Raw genomic sequence first — 18,850 nt, forward strand, 5'->3', positions numbered from 1 at the left:
GGTCCGCCGTGCCGGCGGGCCCCTTCGCACGTCCTGGTTAGGCTGGACGGCATGGGTTATCCGGAGATGCGCCCCAGGCGCCTTCGTACGACGCCCGCGATGCGCCGGCTGGTCGCCGAGACCGAGGTGCCGCCGCGCTCGCTGGTGCTGCCGATCTTCGTCCTGGAGGGCGCGGCCGAACCAGTCCCGATCCCGTCCATGCCGGGTGTGGTGCAACACACCCTGGACTCCCTGCGCAAGGCGGCCGTCGAGGCCGTCGAGGCCGGTGTCGGCGGGCTGATGCTGTTCGCGGTGCCGCAGGCCAAGGACGCGGTGGGGTCCGGGGCGACCGACCCGAACGGCATCCTCAACGTCGCGATCCGCGAGGTCGCCGCGGAGGTCGGTGACGCGAGCGTGGTGATGGCCGACCTCTGCCTGGACGAGTTCACCGACCACGGGCACTGCGGCGTCCTCACCCCCGACGGCCGGGTGGACAACGACGCCACGCTGGCGAGGTACGCCGACATGGCCGTCGCCCAGGCCGACGCCGGGGTCCAGGTGGTCGGGCCGAGCGGCATGATGGACGGTCAGATCGGGGCGATCCGCGCTGCCCTGGACCGGGCCGGCCACACCGACGTGAGTGCGATGGCCTACTCCGCGAAGTACGCCTCGGCGTTCTTCGGCCCCTTCCGCGACGCCGTTCAGTCCAGTCTGGAGGGCGACCGCAGTACGTACCAGCAGGACCCCGCCAACGCCACCGAGTCGATGCGGGAGGTCGCGCTCGACGTCGCCGAGGGCGCCGACATGGTGCTCGTCAAACCCGCGCTGGGCTACCTCGACGTGGTCCGCCGGGTGCGGGACGCGGTGGACGTTCCGGTCGCCGCGTACAACGTGTCCGGTGAGTACTCCATGGTCGAGGCGGCCGCCGCCCAGGGCTGGATCGACCGCGAGCGCGCGATTCTCGAGGTCCTCACGTCGATCCGCAGGGCCGGCGCCGACATCGTGCTGACGTACTGGGCGGTGGAGGCGGCGCGCCGGCTGCGCTGACCCGCCCCTGGTCCCGCCGAAACCACTCGTGCGGCCCGCTGTCCGATTCCGGACGGCGGGCCTCGTCATGCGCGGGGCCCACGTTTGCCGCACCGCCGGAGGGTCAGGTGGAAATGGAGGGGCCGCCACGGCGCCCGGTCGGGGGGGAGGTAACCGGGCACCGCGGCGGCCGAGGAGGCTCGGCGCGCCCGGGGGGGTGAGGGCGCCGAGCCGGCTTGGGGAGCCCGGGTGCGCGGGTCGCGCACGTCGCGGCTGCGGGCTCGCGGAACAGTCTGTGGTCTGTCTTGTGGCTGTCCTGTTCAGGGGCCAGGTCGTTGGCCGTTCGGTGTATCGGGAGCGTCAGTGGGCGGGGCCGTCATGGATGGTGAGCACATCGGGGACTCGTCGAACGGCGCACCGTGTCGGCTGCCCGCGACCCCGCCCCGACGGTCCCGACTCCGGCGCTCGCCCGCGCAGGTGAACCGGCCCGTCAACGGGCCCCCGTGTGGTCTCGACCTCCCCGGCTCACGCCTCACCTTACGTCCCCACCCTGGGTCTTTGAAGCCTTGACACCGTGCCGTCTCCATCGACGACTCCATCAACGACGGGGCGGGCCGGAAGTTACGCCCGGCTTCGCGAGTTTCGACCCGTGGGATTCCGTTCGTCGCGCAACGCCGCGGGCCGGCCCGTCCCCTCGCCGATCGGCCGACCCCCCGCCCCTGCGGGCGAGCCCAGCCCGGCGAGGGACAATGACGCGGTGACCGAGCCGCGAAACCCCGCAACGCACGGAAGTGCCGCCTCCCAGGCGTTGTTCGAACGTGCCCGTGTCGTCACTCCCGGTGGCGTCAACTCACCGGTCCGGGCGTTCCACGCCGTGGGCGGTACGCCGAGGTTCGTCACCTCCGCGCGCGGGCCGTACCTCCTGGACGCCGACGGCAACGAGTACGTCGACCTGATCGGCTCGTGGGGCCCGATGATCCTCGGCCACGCCCACCCGGAGGTGGTGGCCGCGGCCACCCGCGCGGTGTCGGCGGGCACGTCCTACGGCACGCCCACCCGCCCGGAGGTGGAGCTGGCCGAGGAGATCGTCGCCCGTACGCCGATCGAGCAGGTGAGATTCGTCTCGTCCGGCACCGAGGCCACCATGTCGGCGATCCGGCTGGCCCGGGGCGTCACCGGCCGGGCGAAGCTGGTGAAGTTCGCCGGGTGTTACCACGGTCACGTCGACGCGCTGCTGGCCTCCGCGGGGTCGGGGGTGGCGACGTTCGGGCACCCGGACTCCCCGGGCGTGACCGGTGCGCAGGCCGGCGACACCCTGGTCGTTCCGTACAACGACCGTGCGGCGGTGAGCGAGGTCTTCGCGAGGTACGGCGAGGAGATCGCGGCGATCATCACCGAGGCCGCGCCGGGCAACATGGGAGCGGTACCACCCGAGGACGGGTTCAACGAGTTCCTGGCGCGGACCGCGCACGAGCACGGGGCGTTGTTCATCTCGGACGAGGTGATGACGGGCTTCCGGGTGAGCCGTTCCGGTTGGTACGGCATCGACGGCGTGGCCGCCGACCTCGTGACGTTCGGCAAGGTGATGGGTGGCGGCTTCCCGGCCGCGGCGTTCGGCGGGAAGGCGGCCCACATGGAGCGGCTGTCCCCGGCCGGCCCCGTCTACCAGGCCGGCACGCTGGCGGGTAACCCCGTCGCCACCACGGCCGGGCTCACCACGCTGCGCCTGGCCGACGCGCAGGTCTACGCACACCTGGACAAGACGGCGGCCACCATCGCCGGACTGGTCAGCGAGGCGCTGACCAAGGAGGGCGTACCCCACCTGCCGCAGTTCGCCGGGAACCTCTTCAGCATCTTCTTCGTAGACCCCACCGAGGTGCCGCGGGTCCGCAACTTCGACGACGCCCGCTCGCAGGCGCAGCACCGGTTCCGGGCGTTCTTCCACGCGATGCTCGACGGCGGGGTGCACCTGCCGCCGAGCGCGTTCGAGGTGTGGTTCGTCAGCGCCGCGCACGACGAGGAGGCGCTGGACCGCATCGCCTCCGCCCTGCCGGCCGCGGCCAGGGCAGCCGCTGCGGCCGAACCCGATCCGGCCCCAGGAAGGCCAGCAGCCCAGCCAGCAGCCCCGACAGCCGACCCGACTCAGCAGGAGCGTTCGTGAGCCGAAGCCGCACCCTCGTCCATCTGCTGCGCCACGGCGAGGTCGACAACCCGCAGAAGGTTCTCTACGGCCGGCTCCCCGGCTACCACCTGTCCGAGCTCGGGCGGGAGATGGCCGAGCGCGTCGCCGAGACCGTCGCGTCCCGGCCGATCACCCACCTGGTCGCCTCCCCGCTGGAGCGCGCGCAGGAGACGGCCCAGCCGATGGCCGACAAGCTGGGCCTGCCGATCAGCACCGACGAACGCCTGATCGAGGCGGGCAACCTGTTCGAGGGGCTGACGTTCGGGGTGGGCGACGGTTCGCTGCGCCGGCCGGACTCGTGGAAGCACCTGCGCAACCCCTTCCGGCCGTCGTGGGGCGAGCCCTACCGCGCGATCGTGGTGCGGATGCTTGCGGCGATGGCCGATGCGCGGACCGCCGCGGAGGGTGCGGAGGCGCTGCTCGTCTCCCACCAGCTGCCGATCTGGACGGTGCGGTCCTACGTCGAGGGCCGCCGCCTGTGGCACGACCCGCGCAAGCGTCAATGCACGCTTGCCAGCCTGACGACGTTCACCTACGAGGACGGCCGGATCGTGTCCGTGGACTACTCCGAGCCGGCGGCGGACCTGCTGCCGGGCGGTCTGGCGGGCAAGAAGTTCGTCGCCGGGGCGTGAACGTCAGCTGAGGATGAACGGCGGTATGGGTTCCAGGTCACCGAGGCACCCGCGGGGCGCGCGGTCGCGCGCGCTCGCCGCGGTGGCGACGCTCGCCCTGCTGGGCGTGGCCGGACTCGCCGGTTGTTCTGGTGACGGCTCCGGCGGCGGAGGCGAGGGCGGCGACGGTTCGCGTTCGACCAACGCCACCACGAGGTTCGTCTCCGGCAGCGGCACCGTCACCACGATGCCGCCCGACGAACGCCGCCGGGCCCCGGCGGTCGCCGGGACCACACTGGACGGCAAGCGGGTCGCACTCGCCGACTACCGCGGCAAGGTCGTCGTGCTGAACGTCTGGGGCTCCTGGTGCGCGCCCTGCCGCAAGGAGGCGCCCGACCTGGCCGCCGCCGCCCGCGCCCTGCGGGCCAAGGGCGTGGAGTTCCTCGGCATCAACACCCGGGACGTCTCCCGCCAACCGGCCCAGGCGTTCGTGCGTACCTTCGACGTGCCGTACCCGAGCATCTACGACCCGAACGGCGAACAGCTGCTGGGTTTCCGGGCGACGCTGCCGCCGAGCGCGATCCCTTCGACGCTGGTGATCGACAAGCAGGGCCGGGTCGCCGCGCGGGTGCTCGGCAACGTCAGCCGGCGCACCCTCGAGCAACTCACCACCGACGTGACGGGGCTGCGGTGAGCTGGCTCGCCCTGGCCGCGACCCACTCCGCGGGAGCCTCGCCGAACGCCTCGCTGCTGGCGTCCGCGGCGTCCGCGGCGGCCACCGCGACCTCCGTGGGCGACGGCTTCGCGCGTACGGCGCTGAACGGCTCGCTGATGCTGGCGATCCCGATCGCGGCGCTGGCCGGCCTGGTGTCCTTCCTGTCCCCGTGCGTGCTGCCGCTGGTGCCGGGCTACCTGTCCTACGTCACCGGGCTCACCGGCGCCGACCTGGCATCGGCACGGCGCGGCCGGATGCTGGCCGGCGCGCTGTTGTTCGTACTCGGCTTCGCGGCGGTGTTCGTCTCCATCGGCGCGGTGTTCGGCGTGGTGGGCAACTTCCTCGCTGTCAACGCCGGCTTGCTCACCCGGATCCTGGGCGTGGTGGCGATCCTGCTCGGCTTGGCGTTCGTCGGACTCGTGCCCTGGCTGCAACGCGACGTACGGGTGCACAAGGTGCCGGCGGTCGGGCTGGCTGCGGCGCCGCTGCTCGGCGTGCTGTTCGGCCTGGGCTGGACGCCGTGCGTCGGCCCGACGCTCGGCGTGGCGGCGACGCTCGCGGTCAACGAGGGGACCGCCGGGCGCGGCTCGCTGCTGATGCTCGCGTACGCGCTCGGTCTCGGTGTGCCGTTCGTCCTCGTGGCGCTCGGCTTCCGGAGGGTGCTGGGCGGGCTGTCCTGGGTGCGCCGCCACCACGTGTGGGTGACCCGGGCCGGCGGCGCGCTGCTGATCCTGGTCGGCCTGGCCATGGTCACCGGGGCCTGGGACGCCGTGATCGGCCCGCTGCGGCAGTGGGCGAGCAACTTCCTGACGGTGGTGTGACGGATGGCTTCGACGCAGGAACGCGAGCGCGAGCGCCAGGCGCCGGCGGCCAAGGACGCGCCGCCGCTCGGCCCACGGGAGCTGGCCCGCTGGGTGTGGCGGCAGCTGACGTCGATGCGTACCGCCCTCATCCTGTTGTTCCTGCTGGCGGTGGCGTCCATCCCCGGCACGCTCATCCCGCAGCGCCGGATCAACCCGGTGACCGTGGCGGAGTTCGTCCGCAACAACCCCGGGCTGTCCCGGTGGTACGAACGGTTCGGGCTGTTCGATGTGTTCGGCTCGCCGTGGTTCGGCGCGATCTACCTGCTGTTGCTGGTGTCCCTGCTCGGCTGCATCCTGCCGCGCACGCTCGCCCACTGGCGGCTGATCCGGTCCCGGCCGCCGGTCGCGCCGCGCCGCCTGGAGCGGCTGTCGGTGCATCGGTCCTGGACCACCGACACCCCGCCCGACCAGGTGCTCGCTGCCGCCCGGGAGCGCCTGCGCGCGGCGCGGTACCGCGTGGTGGCCGATGAGGCGCCCGTCGGATCGCCCGGGTCTTCGGGGTCTTCCGGGTCCGCCGGCTCGGCCGGCTCGGCCGGCTCGTCACTGTCCGCCGAACGCGGCTACCTGCGCGAGGTCGGCAACCTCCTCTTCCACATGGCGATCGTCGTGGTGCTGGTCGGCGTGGCCATCGGCAGCCTGTTCGGGTTCCGCGGCACCGTGCTGGTCGTCGTCGGCAACGGCTTCGCCAACACCGTGACGCAGTACGACGGCTACCAGAGCGGCGGGTTGTTCAAGGAGAGCCGGCTGGCGCCGTTCTCGTTCACCGTGAAGAGCTTCAGGGTGAAGTTCGCCACCAACGGCGAGGAGAGCGGTTCGCCACGATCGTTCGACGCGGCGCTGGCGTACGCCCCGCGCCCGGGTGCCACCATCCGCGACTACCACCTGCGGATCAACCACCCCCTGCACGTGGACGGTACGCAGATCCACCTGAGCGGCCACGGGTACGCGCCACGGTTCACCGTCCGCGACGGCACCGGAAAGGTGGCGTTCTCCGGGCCGGTGCCGTTCCTGCCACAGGACGCTAACTTCTCCTCCACCGGCGTGGTGAAGGTGCCCGACGCCCGGCCCAAGCAGTTCGGGTTCGAGGGCTTCTTCCTGCCGACGGGGATGATCGACCAGCAGCGCGGCCCGATCTCGGCGTTCCCGGACGCGCTGCGGCCGATGGTGTTCCTCACCGGGTACACCGGCAACCTCGGCCTCGACGAGGGTGTGCCGCAGTCGGTGTACAGCCTGGACAAGACCCGGCTGACCCAGCTCGAGGGCGGGGACGGCCCCTGGCGCAAGTCGCTGGAGCCCGGGCAGACCGCCTCACTGCCCGGCGGGGGCAGCATCCGCTTCGACGGCTACACCCGCTGGGTCAACCTCCAGATCAGCAGCAATCCAGGTGCGCCGGTGGCGCTGGTGGGCGCGGTGCTAGCACTGGCCGGGTTGCTACTATCCCTTGTAGTACGTCGCCGCCGGGTATGGGTGCGAGTCGGCACAGACGACGGGCGTACCGTGGTCGCGATCGCCGGCATGGACAAGGGCGAACGGCTCAGCTCCCGCGCACCGGGCGTGGCCCGGGCGGCACCCGACGAGGGAGACCGCGCCGAGCGGGAGGGGCGGTCCGGCCCGGCCGGCGCCGACGACGGTGAGACGCGCGACCTCGCCGTCGAGATCGACAGAATCGCCGCGGACCTTCCCGGTCGTGCGGCCCCGGCCGGGGAGGAATCACCGTGAGTTCGTTGCTCGCGAGCTTGTCGGACAACTTCGTCTACGCCTCGACGGCGGTCATCGCGCTGGCGATGCTGGCGCACGCGGCCGAGTGGGCGTTCCGCCGCGAACGCCGTACCTCCGGCCGGGCGGAACAGTCAGCGGCTGTGCGTGGCGAGACAAGCGGCGCGTCCACGGCGGCAGCGCAGTCGTCCGCCGACGACTCCGGCGCGGGTGAGTCCGGTGGCGGGGTGGCCGTGCTGGAACGCGAGCAGGCGCCGGACGGCGGAGGCGTCGACCGGGCCGACCTGTTCGCCCGGATCGGTGTGGCGCTGACGATCCTGTCCACCGGCCTGCTCGGCGCGGGTGTGCTGTGCCGGGGATTCGCGGCCGGCCGGGTGCCGTGGAGCAACCTGTACGAGTTCTCGATCACCGGCAGCTTCGTGATCATGGTCGTCTACCTCGTGTCGCTTCGGAAGCTGCGCACGAACTTCCTCGGGCTGCCGCTGACCGGGTTCGTCCTGGTCCTGCTCACGGTGGCCATCTCGGTGCTCTACATCCCGGTGACCGGCCTGATCCCCGCCCTGCAGTCCTACTGGCTGGTCATCCACGTCTCCGCCGCCTGCCTGGCCACCGGCATCTTCACCCTGGGCGCCGTTGCCAGCGCCCTGCAGATCTTCAAGGCCCGCTACGAACGCCGGGTGGCCGAGGGTCGCCGTACCCCCGGCGGCTACCTCGCCCAGCTTCCGTCCGCGCAGGCCATCGACCGGGTGGCGTACCGGCTGAACGCGTTCGCGTTCCCGATCTGGACGTTCGCCCTGATCGCCGGAGCGGTGTGGGCGGCGGCGGCCTGGGGCCGCTACTGGGGCTGGGACCCCAAGGAGACCTGGATGTTCATCACCTGGGTCTGCTACGCCGCCTACCTGCACGCACGGTCGACGGCCGGGTGGCGGACCAAGGTGTCGGGGATCGCGCTGGTGTCCTACGCCGCGCTGGTGTTCAACCTGGTCGGCGTCAACTTCTTCATCTCCGGCCTGCACTCCTACGCCATGTAGGTCAGGCAGGTCCGGCCCCCGATCCGCGCGCGATGATCCGTCGGCACGTCCGATCCGTACAAGGCCCGCCGGTGAGTCGCGGGCAGGCTTGTCCCATGGTTGATCTGTCCGCCGCGAACGACTTCGTCGCCACCCACGCCCGGCTGCTCGAACGCCGCCGGTTCGGCCTCCTGACCGGGCAGGCCACGCCCGCGCAGGTGGTGACCGCCCTGATGGCCTACCGCAACCCCGACGGCGGGTTCGGCTCGGGGCTCGAACCCGACCTGCGCTCGGCGAGCAGCCAGCCGGTCGGCGCACTGGGCGCGTTCGAGGTGCTGGGCGAACTGGCGACGACAGCTGGCGCGATCGTGGAGCCCGGCCTGGTGGCACAGACGATGGACTGGCTGGACTCGGTGACCCGCTCCGACGGCGGCGTGCCGTTCGTTCTGCCCAGCGCGGCGGACGCGGCGTACGCACCCCAGTGGACGCCCGAACCCGATCCCGGTTCTTCCCTGCATCTGACCGCCGCGGTCGCCGCCGGCGCGCACCGGATCGCGGGAGCCGGCTCGAAGTCCGACGTGAGTGGCGGCGTGGGTTCCGGTCCGGCCGCCCATCCCTGGTTGCGCCGGGCGACCGGCTACTGCTGGAGCCGGCTCACAGACGGCTACCGCCCTGCGCACGCCATCGAACTCCGTTACGTCGTGGAGTTCCTCGATGCCGTGCCCGACCGCGAGCGGGCCCGCGCGGTGCTGGAATCGACGATCCGACCGCACGTGCCCGCGGGCGGGGACCTCGCGGTCGCCGGCGGCGCGGAGGGTGAACGGCAGACCACCACCGACCTCAGCCCGCTACCGGACGCCGCGTCCCGCGCGCTGTTCGACCCGCGCGCGGTCGACCGCGACCTCTCCCTGCTGGCGGCCGGGCAGCGCGCCGACGGCGGCTGGACGGTCGACTGGGCGCCGTTCTCGGAGCTCTCCGACCTGGAGTGGCGCGGGATCGTCACCGTCCGCACGCTGCGGGTGCTGGCCGCGAACGGGCGGGTCGACCTGCCGGGCGTCCCCGGCGGTGCTGCCCGGGCACGTCGCGATCAGGGGAACGACGATCAGGAGAACGCGGGGTAGATCGGCAGCAGCCCGACCCCCGGCCAGGCGCGCCGGGTGGCCGCCCGCAGTGTGCCCGCGAGGTCACCCAGTGCCGCAAGGCTGGGTTGACGGCGGGCGGCGTCGGCCAGGTTGTCCAACCGGAGTACGCAGAGCTCGCGGTGTGAGGGCAGGTCGAACGCCCACGCGTCGAACCTCCGCCGGTCGGCGCCCTCGGCCGTGGCGGCTCGGGGAAGCAGCCAGGAAAGCACCTGCAGCGCCCAGTACGCCTGGCAGGCGTCGAGCGCGGTGTCGAAGTCGCTGCCGCTCACGTCCCGGCCCGCCTCGGCGAGCCGCCGCCGGTAGCGGTCCACGAGCACGTCCGGCAGCCCGTCCGGCAACCGGCGTACACACCAGCAGGTGGGCATGACGGTGCGCACGTAGGCGAGGTCGAGGAGCGCGTGCCGGAAGCTGCCGAACTCCAGGTCGAACAACCGCACCGTGCCGTCCTCGCCGACGTGGTTGTTGTCGGGGCAGCAGTCGTTCGGGCTGTACGCCTGCCAGGACGGCGCCGCCAGCGTCTCCTCGATCCAGTCGACCGCGGCAAGGGCGGCGTCGTCGACGGCGGCGGCGAGACCGGGGTGGGTGCCGAGGCCAGCGCAGGGGCCTGCGTCGAGGTCGGCCAGCGCGGGGACGAGCTTGGTGCGTACGTCCTGCCCGATGCTGTCACCGGGCGCGGGTGTGCCGAACCGCGCGCGCAGCCGGGCGTACTCCTCGTCCCGGCCGAAGCTGGCCAGGTGGACCCGGGCGAGGGCGTCCACGTAACCGGCCATCCCGGTCCGGGCCGGCTCGGCACTCTCGCGCACCAGGATGTCGGCGAGGCTGCGGTCGGGGCCGAGGTCCTCGATCAGGATGAAGCCGAGTTCGGCGTCTCCCCCGTAGAAGGTGGGGGTTCCGCCCTTCACCGGAACGGAGGACAGGAACTCCAGCCCGGACCACTCGTTCCACAGCCGGTTGGCCGGGCTCCAGAAGTCGGTCGAGGTCCGGTCGAACTCGCCGTCGTCGCCCCGATGCGCCACCTTCACCACGGCTGAAGGGAACGGCGCGCCGGCGACGACCAGCCGGGCGACGTGCGCATGCCCGTCCACGCGAAGCGGCTCGTACCCCGTCACGCGGACAGGTGATCCGAGGTGGTCGCTCAGCAGAGTGGCCGCGCGGGCCGCGACACCAGCCGGCAGGTGGTCGCCGAGGGACGTCTCGGCCTGGTCCGCCTCGGCGGCCGCGGGGGAGTCGGGCGCGGGCTCGTCGGGCGCTGTCTTCGACGACGGCGGGATCATCGCCGCAGGGTAGGCCCCGTGAGCCGCCCGCGGTAGCGGATTTTGCCGCCTCAGGCGCGAGCGCTCCCGGTGGGGCCGGGCCCCTCGCCCTCGTCGCGGCCGAGTTCGCGTTCGCGGCGTTCGAGGTCGGCCTGCCACTGGCGCAGCCGGTCGTCCTCGGACTTCTGCCGCATCCGGGCGAGCCGGGCGAGGAACTCGGGGTCGTCGTCAGGCGCCAGCGGCTGGCCGGGCCGGAGCGCGGGCCGGCCGGACGTGCCGCCCTCGACGGGCCGGCCGAACGTCAGCCAGCCGAGCGGTCCGGCGTACGGCAGAAACGTGATGACGAGCGCCCACGCCCATCGGGGCAGCGCCCGAATCCTGTCGGATCGGCTCTGCGCGAGGTCGACCAGGCAGTAGACGAGCAGGACGAGGGCGATGAGGACGGGTAGTACGCGGAGCACCGAACCCCCTCCCGGACGGCTGTGGGGCGAAGTTATCCCCGAGGGTAGCCGTCCGGGAGGCTGGAGGCCCGTGGTCCTCGAGGCGACTGGTTCGGTGCGGGCCCGGTCCGCCGCGGCCGGCCCAGCGCGATCAGGCCAGCGCGATCGGGCCAGCGCGATCAGGCCAGCGCGATCGGGTCAGCGCGATCGGGTCGGCCTGCCGGATCAGTGAGCCTGCTTCAGCGCGACCAGCGGACGAAGCGGCGGAACCGGTGGCCCATGCGGCCGGCCGTCGCGGAGGCCTGCAGGTCGGCCGTAAGCGAACCCTGCGAGGGTGTGGGGACGCGACGGGAGGTCGCGAGCGAGGTGGTGCCGAGGTGCGGAAGCTGACGGAGCGTCGGGAACTCCGGGGAACCGATGAACATTTGGTGGTTGTGCCCCTTGGATCGTTGCTGTATCGAGGCGTACGTCGATGATTCTAAGGTTGCGGCCGGGAAACGCCAATAAATTACGTGTCGATCGCCAAGGCGCGGAGGATTTCGATGGACGAGCTGGACGGCCGCCTGGTCGCCGCCCTGCGGGAGAACGCCCGCGCGTCGTACGCCGAACTCGGCCGGCTCGTCGGGCTGTCCGGTCCGAGCGTCCAGGAGCGCGTACGCCGGCTGGAGGAACGCGGCGTGCTCACCGGCTACCGCGCTCTGGTCCGCCCGGGCGCGGTGGGCCTCACCGTGACCTCGCTGATCGGCCTGCTGCTGTCCGACAACGCCGACCAGAACGCGGTGGTGGAGCGGCTGGTCGGCGTGCCGGAGATCGAGGACTGCTGGTTCGTCGCCGGTGAGGAGTCCTACGTCGTCAAGGTGCGGGTCGCCGACGTCGACGCGCTGGAGGAGTTGCTGGGCCGGCTGCTCAGGGTCGAGGGAATCAGCCGCACCCGGACCACTCTCGTCCTGTCCACGAAGTGGGAGGGCAGGCTGCCGATGTCCGGGCTGCCCGACGGTGCGGATGCCGCGGGTGCAGCGGAGACCACGCACACGGCGGACGGGGACGCCACGGGTGGCGGGGAGGCCGGAGACGACGGCGACGCCGGGTAGCGTTTCGCCATGGCCGAGATCGCACTGGTGACGCTGGACGACATACGCACCGCTGCCACCCGGATCGCCGACCAGGTGCTGCGCACCCCGCTGGTGGCGACGTCGTGGGGCGAGGCCGACCGGCCGTTGTGGCTGAAGCCGGAGAACCTCCAGGTCATCGGGGCGTTCAAGGTCCGGGGCGCGCTCAACGCGGTCGGCGCGCTGACCGAGCAGGAGCGGGCGCGCGGAATCGTCACGCACTCCTCCGGCAACCACGCCCAGGCGGTCGCGCTGGCCGGCCGGGAGTACGCCGCGCCGGTGACGGTGGTGATGCCGGAGACCGCACCCGAGGTGAAGGTCGCGGCGACCCGTGCCCTCGGGGCCGAGGTGGTGATGGTTCCGGCCGCCGAGCGGGAGTCGCGCACCGCCGAGTTGGTCGCGGAGCACGACTACGCCTATGTCCCGCCGTACGAGCATCCCGACGTGATCGCCGGTCAGGGCACGATCGGCCTGGAGATCCTCGCCGACCTGCCCGACGTGGCGACCGTCCTGGTGCCGGTCGGTGGCGGCGGCCTGCTGTCCGGGGTGGCGACCGCGATCAAGGCGCTGCGGCCCAACGTCACGGTGCTCGGCTGTGAGCCGGAGCTGGCCGGCGACGCCGCGGAGAGCATGCGCCTCGGCGAACGCCGGGTGTGGCCGGTCGAGCAGACCTACCGCACGATGGCCGACTCCCTGCGGACCGGGCTCGGCGAGCTCACCTGGGCGCACCTGCACGAACGCGTGGACGGCGTGCTCACCGTCACCGAGGACGCCATCGCCGAGGCGGTGCGGGTGCTGGCCACCCGGTCACGGCTGGTGGCCGAGCCGGGCGGCGCGGTGACCACGGCGGCCTACCTCAGCCACGCGGGCGACCTGCCCGCCGGCCCGGTCGTCGCGGTGGTGTCCGGCGGCAACATCGAGCCGGACCTGCTGGTCAAGCTGCTCGGCTCCTGACGTACGCTGCCAACGTCGTGCGTACTTTCCTCGTCTACACGCTGCTCCGGCTCGTCATCTTCCTGGCGTGCTTCGGAGTGCTGTACGTCCTGTTCGGCGCCCACGTGTCGGGGTGGCTGATCGCCCTGCCCGCGGTGCTCTTCACGTCCGGTCTGTCCTGGTTGCTGCTGCGCCAGCGCGGTGTCGAGGCCGGCGCGGCGCTGTCCTCCGGCTGGCGGTCCGCGCGCGGCCGCCTGGAAGCGTCCACCCGCCGGGAGGACGCCGAAAGCTGACCGGGTGGCCGGTCGATTCGTGCTGGTCCGCCGGTAGTCCTCGCCGCCCCATGAACGTGTACTCTCGTACAGGTTAAGTTGTACGGTCGTACAGGTTTTCGTCCTGCCCGGGGAGAGTGTGAGATGGCGTGGCTGGTGCTGATCGGATCGGGGCTTCTCGAAGCGGGCTGGGCGGTTTCGCTGAAGCTGTCCAACGGCTTCACCCGGCTGGTGCCGTCGGTGGTGTTCGCCGTGTGCGCGCTTGCCAGCCTGGCCGGGCTCGCCTGGGCGATGAAGCAGATCCCGGTCGGGTCGGCGTACGCGGCCTGGACGGGCATCGGGGCCTCGGTGACCGCCGTGATCGGCATGGTGTTCCTGGGTGACGGCGTGTCCGTCCTGAAGCTCGTCTCGCTGGTGCTGATCATCGCCGGCGTGGTCGGCCTCAACCTGTCCGGAGCGGGACACTGACCGGCCGGCCGGCGCCCCGGCAGCAGCCGAGACGGGAGCCGAGGCAGGAGCGCGGCCAGCGGCGCCGGGACGCCCTGGTCGCCGCGGCCGCCGACCTGCTCGAGGACGCCGGGGTGGACGCGGTGAGCCACCGCGCGGTGGCCCGCCGGGCCGGCGTACCCCTCGGTTCCACGACGTACTACTTCGCCTCACTGGACGACCTGCGGGCCGCCGCGGCCGGTGCCCTCGCGCAGCGCTGGGTACGCCGGGCCGCCCGCTCCGCCGCCTCCGTGCCGGAGGGCAGCTACAGCGAACGCGAGGCTGCCCACGGGCTGGCCCGCGCGGTGCTGCCGGCCGGGCGGCCCGCGGTCCTCGCGCAGTACGAGCAACTGCTCGCCGCCGCCCGGTATCCCGCCGTCGCCGCGGTGCTGCGGGGAATGCGGCCGGCGTTCCTGGAAGTGATCGACGACCTGCTCGCCCGCACCGGCTGGGCCGGCCGGGCGGGTGCCGACGTGGTCCTCGCGCTCGTCGACGGCGCCGCGGTCAGCGCGCTGTCGGAGGGCCGCGGCGACGCCCGCGAGGTCGCCACCGACCTGCTCGCCCAACTCCTGGGCGAGCAGTGACCGCCCCGGTCGTACAGGCGCGGAGTTCCCGGTTGGTCACCGTCAGTTGACCTAGCATCGTGGCCACGGCGGAGGGAAACCAGAGCTTCCCCTTCCTCACGGCGACGGTTCTGGTGGTTCTCATCTCCGCGGGCGCCGGCTTCTTCGCGTGGTCGTACACCTATGCGTTCGCAAATCCCACTCCGCGAGAGGTTCCGGTCGCCGTGGTCGGCTGGGAAGGGACGCTGCGCCGCGCCTTCGTGGCCGGCATGGACCAGGCTCTGGACGGCGCGCTGGTGCCCCACCCCGCCGCCACCTACGCACGAGCCAGGGAGGCGGTCGAGGAGCAGACGGCCTTCGCGATCCTCGACCTGCAGCGGGGGCGGCGGGTGACCGTGGACGTGACGCTGGCGGCCGTCATCGTCGGCTTCGTCGGCGCGATCCAGCTCAACGTGCACGCGCGCGGCCTCGATCCCGGCGTGCGCATCGGGTTCACCGTCGGCTGTGCGCTCCTGGGCACGTTCGCCCACACCGAGGTCTACTTCCCGGGCCATTCGCACGGCCTGCCGTTCGTGGTCCTGGCCGGATGGGCCGCGGTGTCGACGTGCGTCTTCTGGGTCGTATGGCAGCGACAAGCGCGTGCTGGCAAGGTGTCGGCGCCCGGAGCTCTCCAGAGCCGGAGCTAGGGTGCCGCCATGTCCGCGCCCTCCGACCTGCCAGCGCCGTCCGACCTGCCAGCGCCGTCCGGCCTGCCAGCGCCGTCCGGCCTGCCAGCGCCGTCCGGCCTGCCAGCGCCGTCCGACCTGCCCACCCTGCCCGCCCCGGGCCGGCGGATGCCCGACCGCGACTGGGTGGCCGAGGCGGTCCGCCGGGTGGAGGCCGACGCCAACCGCAGCGCCGACACCCACCTGCACGTGTTCCCGCTGCCGGCCGAGTGGGGCATCGACCTCTACCTCAAGGACGAGTCGGTGCACCCCACCGGCAGCCTCAAGCACCGGCTGGCACGGTCGCTGTTCCTGTACGCGCTGACCAGCGGGTGGCTCGGCCCGGACACGCCGGTGATCGAGGCGTCAAGCGGCTCCACCGCGGTCAGCGAGGCGTACTTCGCGCGCCTGCTCGGGCTGTCGTTCGTGGCGGTGATGCCGGCGTGCACCAGCCCGGAGAAGATCGCGCTGATCGAGTTCTACGGCGGCCGCTGTCACCTGGTCGACGACCCGCGCGGGATCTACGCGGAGTCGCACCGGCTGGCCGAGGAGACCGGCGGCCACTTCATGGACCAGTTCACCTACGCCGAACGCGCCACCGACTGGCGGGGCAACAACAACATCGCCGAGAGCATCTTCGAGCAGTTGCGGCTGGAACGTCATCCGGTGCCACGGTGGGTCGTGGTCGGCGCCGGAACGGGCGGTACCAGCGCGACCATCGGCCGGTACCTCCGCTACCGACGGCACGGGACCAGGCTGTGCGTCGTGGACCCGGACGGCTCGGCGTTCTTCGAGGGCTGGTCGCGCGGGGACGCCGGGGTGACCGCGGTCGGCTCCCGGATCGAGGGCATCGGCCGGCCGCGGGTCGAACCCTCGTTCGTCCCGAGCGTCGTCGACACCATGCTCCGGGTGCCGGACGCGGCGTCGGTGGCGGCGATGCGGCACCTGCTCGGGGTGACCGGCCAGCGCGCCGGCGGATCCACCGGCACCAACCTGTGGGGCGCGCTCACCCTGGTCGGTCGGATGCGGGCGGCCGGCGAGCGGGGGAGCGTGGTGACGCTGATCTGCGACGGCGGCGACCGGTACGTCCACACCTACTACGACGACGCCTGGGTGGCCGCGCAGGGGCTCGACCTCGTGCCGTACGCCCGCCGGCTGGCGGCGTTCACCTCCACGGGAACACTCGAATCCGACGACGGTCGGTAGCCACAGTTCGACGGTCGGCTACGCGGCGACTCCTGCGTCGGTGGCGCCGGAGTTTCCGGGCGGTGCACCTGGGTAGCGGGCAGTTATGACCGACGAACCGCGCCGCGACTCGCAGGACAAGTCTCGCTGGGCCAAGGAAGGCGCAACGCCAGGCGAGGATCCGCGCGACATCGACGAGGAGCAGATCAACCCGGAGTACGTCCGACGGCTCCAGGAACGCCGGCAGGTGACCCACGCCCAGCCGGAAGCCGAGGACGAGATGGGTACGTCGTCCACCACGGACGACCCCACCGAGCGCACCTGAGCGCACCCCATGAGCGCACCTGAGCGCAGCTGCCTGGGTGGGTCGGCGGCCCTACGACCGGGCCGGCGCCCTCAGGCGAGGACGAGCCCGACCGCGAGCAGCACGGCGTAGGCGAGTTCGGCCACGCCGGTGTCGCGGAGCACCGGGATCAGCGCCCGGCCGGTGGTCCCGCGCATGACCGTGGCCACCGGCCGGAGCGCCAGCGGCAACGAGAGCAGTGCCAGCAGGGTCCACGGCGTCACCGTCACCGCGAGCAGCACCACCACGACGTTCGCCACGACCTGCAGCCCGGCGTACAGCAGGCGGGAGGCCCGGTCGCCCATGACCACCGCGAGGGTCCGCTTGCCGCTCTCCCGGTCGGTCGGGATGTCCCGCAGGTTGTTGGCCACCAGTAGTGCGCAGGTGAGCGCACCGACACCGAACGCGCAGGCGACGGCGGGCCAGGTCACCCGGTCGGCCTGTACGAACGTCGTCCCGATCACCGCGACCAGGCCGAAGAACACGAACACGCTGATCTCGCCGAGCGCGTAGTAGCCGTAGGGCCTGCTGCCTCCGGTGTAGAACCACGCGGCGGCCACCGCGGCCACGCCGACCAGCAGCAGCCACCACGCGGTGGTGAGCGCGAGGACGAGACCGCAGACCGCGGCGACGGCGAAGCAGCCGAAGGCGACGGCCTTCACCGTCTTCGGCCGGGCCGCGCCGGACCCGACCAGGCGCTGCGGGCCGACGCGGTTGTCGTCGGTGCCGCGGATGCCGTCGGAGTAGTCGTTGGCGTAGTTGGAGCCGACCTGCAGGGCCACCGCCACGACGAGCGCGAGGGCGGCTTTCCAGGCGACGAACGAGCCGGCGGCCGCGGCCGCACCGGAGCCCGCGACGACCGGTGAGATCGACGCGGACAGCGTGCGTGGACGGGCGCCGTCCAACCACTGTGCGGGAGTTGCCACGGCCGGATTGTTTCAACGGCGGTGTCGTGCACCGCGCCCGGGTCTTGGCCGGCGGCTCAGCCAGTGGCTCGCAGCGCCGAGCGGTCGACCTTGCCCGAGGGCAGCAGCGGCAGCGCGTCGACCACGACCACCTCGCGCGGGGCGTACGCCCGCGGGTGCGTCGCGCTCACGTGGTCGCGGACGTCGGCCAGCGCGGGCGCGCCCGCACCGGGCCGCAGCACGACGTACGCCCGGACCAGGGAACCCCACTCGGCGTCGGGAACCCCCACCGCCGCCGCCTCGGCGACCCCGGGGCACGACGCGACCGCCCGCTCCACCGCGAGCAAGGGCACGTTGACACCGCCGGAGACCACCACGTCGTCGGCCCGGCCGAGGATCTCCAGCGTCCCGTCGGGGCGCAGCCGGCCGAGGTCGCTGGTCAGGTGCCGGCCGTCGACCAGCGCCGTCGCGGTGAGGTCGGGCCGGCGCCGGTAGCCGGCGAACACCGTGGCGCCGCCGATTCGTACGAGGCCGCTGGCTTCGTCGATGTCCAGGTCCACCCCGGCCAGCGGCCGTCCGTCGTAGACGCACCCGCCGCACGTCTCGGTCATGCCGTACGTCGTCACCACCCGGACCCCGGCCGAGCGGGCCCGGTCCAGCAGTGCCGCCGAGCTCGCCCCGCCGCCGACCAGCACCGCGTCGTACGACCTGAGCGCGTCCACCGCCGCAGGGTCCGCGTCGAGCAGCCGCCCGAGCTGGGTCGGCACCAGCGCGGTGTACCGGCGGGCGGGTGAACCGGATCCGGCGCCGGAACGCCCCAGCCGGTCGGTCGCCGCCGTGAACGCCTCCACCGTGAACCGGCCGGCCATCACCGCCGGCGTCGTCCCCGCGACCAGCGACCGCACCAGTACCTGCAGACCGGCCACCCGGGTCGGCGGCAGCGCCAGCAACCATCGGCCGGGTCCGCCGAGAGCGGCCAGCGTCGCCCGGGCCGAGTGCAGCAGCGCCGACCCCGGCAGCAGGGCGCCCTTCGGCTCGCCGGTGGAGCCGGACGTGGGCAGCACGACGGCGATGTCGTCGCGTTCCAGCGCAAGATCGGTCCGGAGTAGGGTCAGGATCTGTTCGCGCTCGGGTCCCGGCGCGAGTGGCGCCAGCGCCGGCCCGTCGCCGTCGAGCCGGTCCGCGAGCAACGCCAGCAGTCCGTCGACACCGGCCCGCACGACGCTCGGGTCGGCATGATCGACTAGGCCCTGCGAGCCGTCGCCCGAGCGGTCGGGAGGGGGCTCGTCCACGAGTTCGACGGCGACCAGTCGGCGGCGGGAGTCGGTTGGCACGTGACTAGGCTACGAGCCCGGTCTCGTGACACTGTGTCACGGACATGCGGGGGAACGCCCCGACGGGGAAGTGGCGGGG

21 protein-coding genes are annotated in these 18,850 nt (G+C 72.8%); 16 read left to right on the plus strand and 5 right to left on the minus strand.

Annotation, left to right across the window (positions count from 1 at the left end):
• Positions 1–51 precede the first annotated feature (51 nt).
• The 8 genes from hemB (at position 52) to BLU27_RS10370 (ending at position 9,223) form a co-directional block, all read left to right on the plus strand.
• A complete protein-coding gene (gene hemB, locus BLU27_RS10335; RefSeq protein WP_092652758.1) occupies positions 52–1,026 on the plus strand; it encodes a porphobilinogen synthase in 975 nt (324 codons plus the stop codon).
• A 736-nt stretch (positions 1,027–1,762) separates the two neighbouring features.
• Entirely contained in the window at positions 1,763–3,166 is a 1,404-nt protein-coding gene (hemL, locus tag BLU27_RS10340; protein ID WP_092652760.1) for a glutamate-1-semialdehyde 2,1-aminomutase, read from the plus strand.
• Positions 3,163–3,819: a histidine phosphatase family protein gene (locus BLU27_RS10345; RefSeq protein ID WP_092652762.1), complete on the plus strand. Its 657-nt coding sequence runs from the start codon at positions 3,163–3,165 to the stop codon at positions 3,817–3,819. The genes hemL and BLU27_RS10345 overlap by 4 nt, the downstream gene beginning before the upstream one ends.
• 25 nt (positions 3,820–3,844) lie before the next feature.
• Positions 3,845–4,492 (plus strand): TlpA disulfide reductase family protein, encoded by a 648-nt coding sequence (locus BLU27_RS10350; RefSeq protein ID WP_092652764.1) that lies wholly within the window; start codon positions 3,845–3,847, stop codon positions 4,490–4,492.
• A 95-nt stretch (positions 4,493–4,587) separates the two neighbouring features.
• Entirely contained in the window at positions 4,588–5,334 is a 747-nt protein-coding gene (locus tag BLU27_RS10355) for a cytochrome c biogenesis CcdA family protein (RefSeq protein ID WP_197681900.1), read from the plus strand.
• Between the two features lie 3 nt (positions 5,335–5,337).
• Positions 5,338–7,095 (plus strand): cytochrome c biogenesis protein ResB, encoded by a 1,758-nt coding sequence (resB, locus tag BLU27_RS10360; protein ID WP_092652766.1) that lies wholly within the window; start codon positions 5,338–5,340, stop codon positions 7,093–7,095.
• Positions 7,092–8,123, plus strand: coding sequence for a c-type cytochrome biogenesis protein CcsB (gene ccsB / locus BLU27_RS10365; protein WP_241827902.1), 1,032 nt, complete (start codon positions 7,092–7,094; stop codon positions 8,121–8,123). Before resB ends, ccsB begins: the two co-directional genes overlap by 4 nt.
• A gap of 95 nt (positions 8,124–8,218) precedes the next feature.
• Positions 8,219–9,223, plus strand: coding sequence for a hypothetical protein (locus tag BLU27_RS10370; RefSeq protein WP_092652768.1), 1,005 nt, complete (start codon positions 8,219–8,221; stop codon positions 9,221–9,223).
• On the opposite strand, the gene BLU27_RS10375 is transcribed toward BLU27_RS10370, so the two are convergent.
• The 3 genes from BLU27_RS10375 to BLU27_RS10385 form a co-directional block, all read right to left on the minus strand.
• Complete coding sequence (locus tag BLU27_RS10375) at positions 9,205–10,518, minus strand: hypothetical protein (protein ID WP_092652770.1); 1,314 nt, start codon at positions 10,516–10,518, stop codon at positions 9,205–9,207. The two genes, BLU27_RS10370 and BLU27_RS10375, sit on opposite strands and share 19 nt — an antisense overlap.
• A gap of 50 nt (positions 10,519–10,568) precedes the next feature.
• Entirely contained in the window at positions 10,569–10,958 is a 390-nt protein-coding gene (locus tag BLU27_RS10380; protein ID WP_157728392.1) for a PLD nuclease N-terminal domain-containing protein, read from the minus strand.
• Between the two features lie 218 nt (positions 10,959–11,176).
• Positions 11,177–11,362: a hypothetical protein gene (locus tag BLU27_RS10385; RefSeq protein WP_092652772.1), complete on the minus strand. Its 186-nt coding sequence runs from the start codon at positions 11,360–11,362 to the stop codon at positions 11,177–11,179.
• A 117-nt stretch (positions 11,363–11,479) separates the two neighbouring features.
• On the opposite strand from BLU27_RS10385, the gene BLU27_RS10390 reads away from it, so the two are divergent.
• The 8 genes from BLU27_RS10390 to BLU27_RS10425 all read left to right on the plus strand — a co-directional run bounded on the left by BLU27_RS10390 (position 11,480) and on the right by BLU27_RS10425 (position 16,514).
• Complete coding sequence (locus BLU27_RS10390; protein ID WP_092652774.1) at positions 11,480–12,028, plus strand: Lrp/AsnC family transcriptional regulator; 549 nt, start codon at positions 11,480–11,482, stop codon at positions 12,026–12,028.
• Between the two features lie 9 nt (positions 12,029–12,037).
• Positions 12,038–13,000: a threonine ammonia-lyase gene (locus tag BLU27_RS10395; RefSeq protein ID WP_092652776.1), complete on the plus strand. Its 963-nt coding sequence runs from the start codon at positions 12,038–12,040 to the stop codon at positions 12,998–13,000.
• Positions 13,001–13,017: 17 nt separating this feature from the next.
• A complete protein-coding gene (locus tag BLU27_RS10400; protein WP_092652778.1) occupies positions 13,018–13,272 on the plus strand; it encodes a DUF4229 domain-containing protein in 255 nt (84 codons plus the stop codon).
• A 123-nt stretch (positions 13,273–13,395) separates the two neighbouring features.
• The gene (locus BLU27_RS10405) at positions 13,396–13,719 is read left to right on the plus strand and encodes a DMT family transporter (RefSeq protein WP_092652780.1); all 324 of its coding nucleotides are present in this window, start codon (positions 13,396–13,398) and stop codon (positions 13,717–13,719) included.
• Positions 13,720–13,793: 74 nt separating this feature from the next.
• Complete coding sequence (locus tag BLU27_RS30090; RefSeq protein ID WP_277869305.1) at positions 13,794–14,321, plus strand: TetR/AcrR family transcriptional regulator; 528 nt, start codon at positions 13,794–13,796, stop codon at positions 14,319–14,321.
• A 59-nt stretch (positions 14,322–14,380) separates the two neighbouring features.
• On the plus strand, positions 14,381–14,986 hold the full coding sequence (locus BLU27_RS10415) for a hypothetical protein (protein WP_197681768.1): 606 nt from the start codon (positions 14,381–14,383) through the stop codon (positions 14,984–14,986).
• 9 nt (positions 14,987–14,995) lie between these two features.
• Positions 14,996–16,210 carry a PLP-dependent cysteine synthase family protein gene (gene cds1, locus BLU27_RS10420; RefSeq protein WP_479683694.1) on the plus strand — a complete coding sequence of 405 codons (1,215 nt, stop codon included), beginning with the start codon at positions 14,996–14,998 and terminating at the stop codon, positions 16,208–16,210.
• A gap of 85 nt (positions 16,211–16,295) precedes the next feature.
• A complete protein-coding gene (locus BLU27_RS10425; protein ID WP_092652786.1) occupies positions 16,296–16,514 on the plus strand; it encodes a hypothetical protein in 219 nt (72 codons plus the stop codon).
• Between the two features lie 71 nt (positions 16,515–16,585).
• Here the strand turns inward: BLU27_RS10425 and BLU27_RS10430 are convergent, their stop codons facing one another.
• Entirely contained in the window at positions 16,586–17,458 is an 873-nt protein-coding gene (locus tag BLU27_RS10430; protein WP_092652788.1) for a 1,4-dihydroxy-2-naphthoate polyprenyltransferase, read from the minus strand.
• A 56-nt stretch (positions 17,459–17,514) separates the two neighbouring features.
• Positions 17,515–18,771 (minus strand): AMP-binding protein, encoded by a 1,257-nt coding sequence (locus tag BLU27_RS10435; protein WP_241827903.1) that lies wholly within the window; start codon positions 18,769–18,771, stop codon positions 17,515–17,517.
• Positions 18,772–18,850 lie beyond the last annotated feature (79 nt).

Origin of the sequence: Actinopolymorpha singaporensis (genome assembly GCF_900104745.1) — a bacterium.
In the GTDB taxonomy this organism is placed as follows: domain Bacteria; phylum Actinomycetota; class Actinomycetes; order Propionibacteriales; family Actinopolymorphaceae; genus Actinopolymorpha; species Actinopolymorpha singaporensis.

Coding starts and splice junctions, on each gene's coding strand:
- BLU27_RS10385 (WP_092652772.1), bottom strand. CDS start 11,362: ATGTTCATCGGTTCCCCGGAGTTCCCGACGCTCCGTCAGCTTCCGCAC.
- resB (WP_092652766.1), top strand. CDS start 5,338: ATGGCTTCGACGCAGGAACGCGAGCGCGAGCGCCAGGCGCCGGCGGCC.
- cds1 (WP_479683694.1), top strand. CDS start 14,996: ATGTCCGCGCCCTCCGACCTGCCAGCGCCGTCCGACCTGCCAGCGCCG.
- BLU27_RS10350 (WP_092652764.1), top strand. CDS start 3,845: ATGGGTTCCAGGTCACCGAGGCACCCGCGGGGCGCGCGGTCGCGCGCG.
- BLU27_RS10375 (WP_092652770.1), bottom strand. CDS start 10,518: ATGATCCCGCCGTCGTCGAAGACAGCGCCCGACGAGCCCGCGCCCGAC.
- BLU27_RS10425 (WP_092652786.1), top strand. CDS start 16,296: ATGACCGACGAACCGCGCCGCGACTCGCAGGACAAGTCTCGCTGGGCC.
- BLU27_RS10395 (WP_092652776.1), top strand. CDS start 12,038: ATGGCCGAGATCGCACTGGTGACGCTGGACGACATACGCACCGCTGCC.
- BLU27_RS10405 (WP_092652780.1), top strand. CDS start 13,396: ATGGCGTGGCTGGTGCTGATCGGATCGGGGCTTCTCGAAGCGGGCTGG.
- BLU27_RS10370 (WP_092652768.1), top strand. CDS start 8,219: ATGGTTGATCTGTCCGCCGCGAACGACTTCGTCGCCACCCACGCCCGG.
- hemB (WP_092652758.1), top strand. CDS start 52: ATGGGTTATCCGGAGATGCGCCCCAGGCGCCTTCGTACGACGCCCGCG.
- BLU27_RS10390 (WP_092652774.1), top strand. CDS start 11,480: ATGGACGAGCTGGACGGCCGCCTGGTCGCCGCCCTGCGGGAGAACGCC.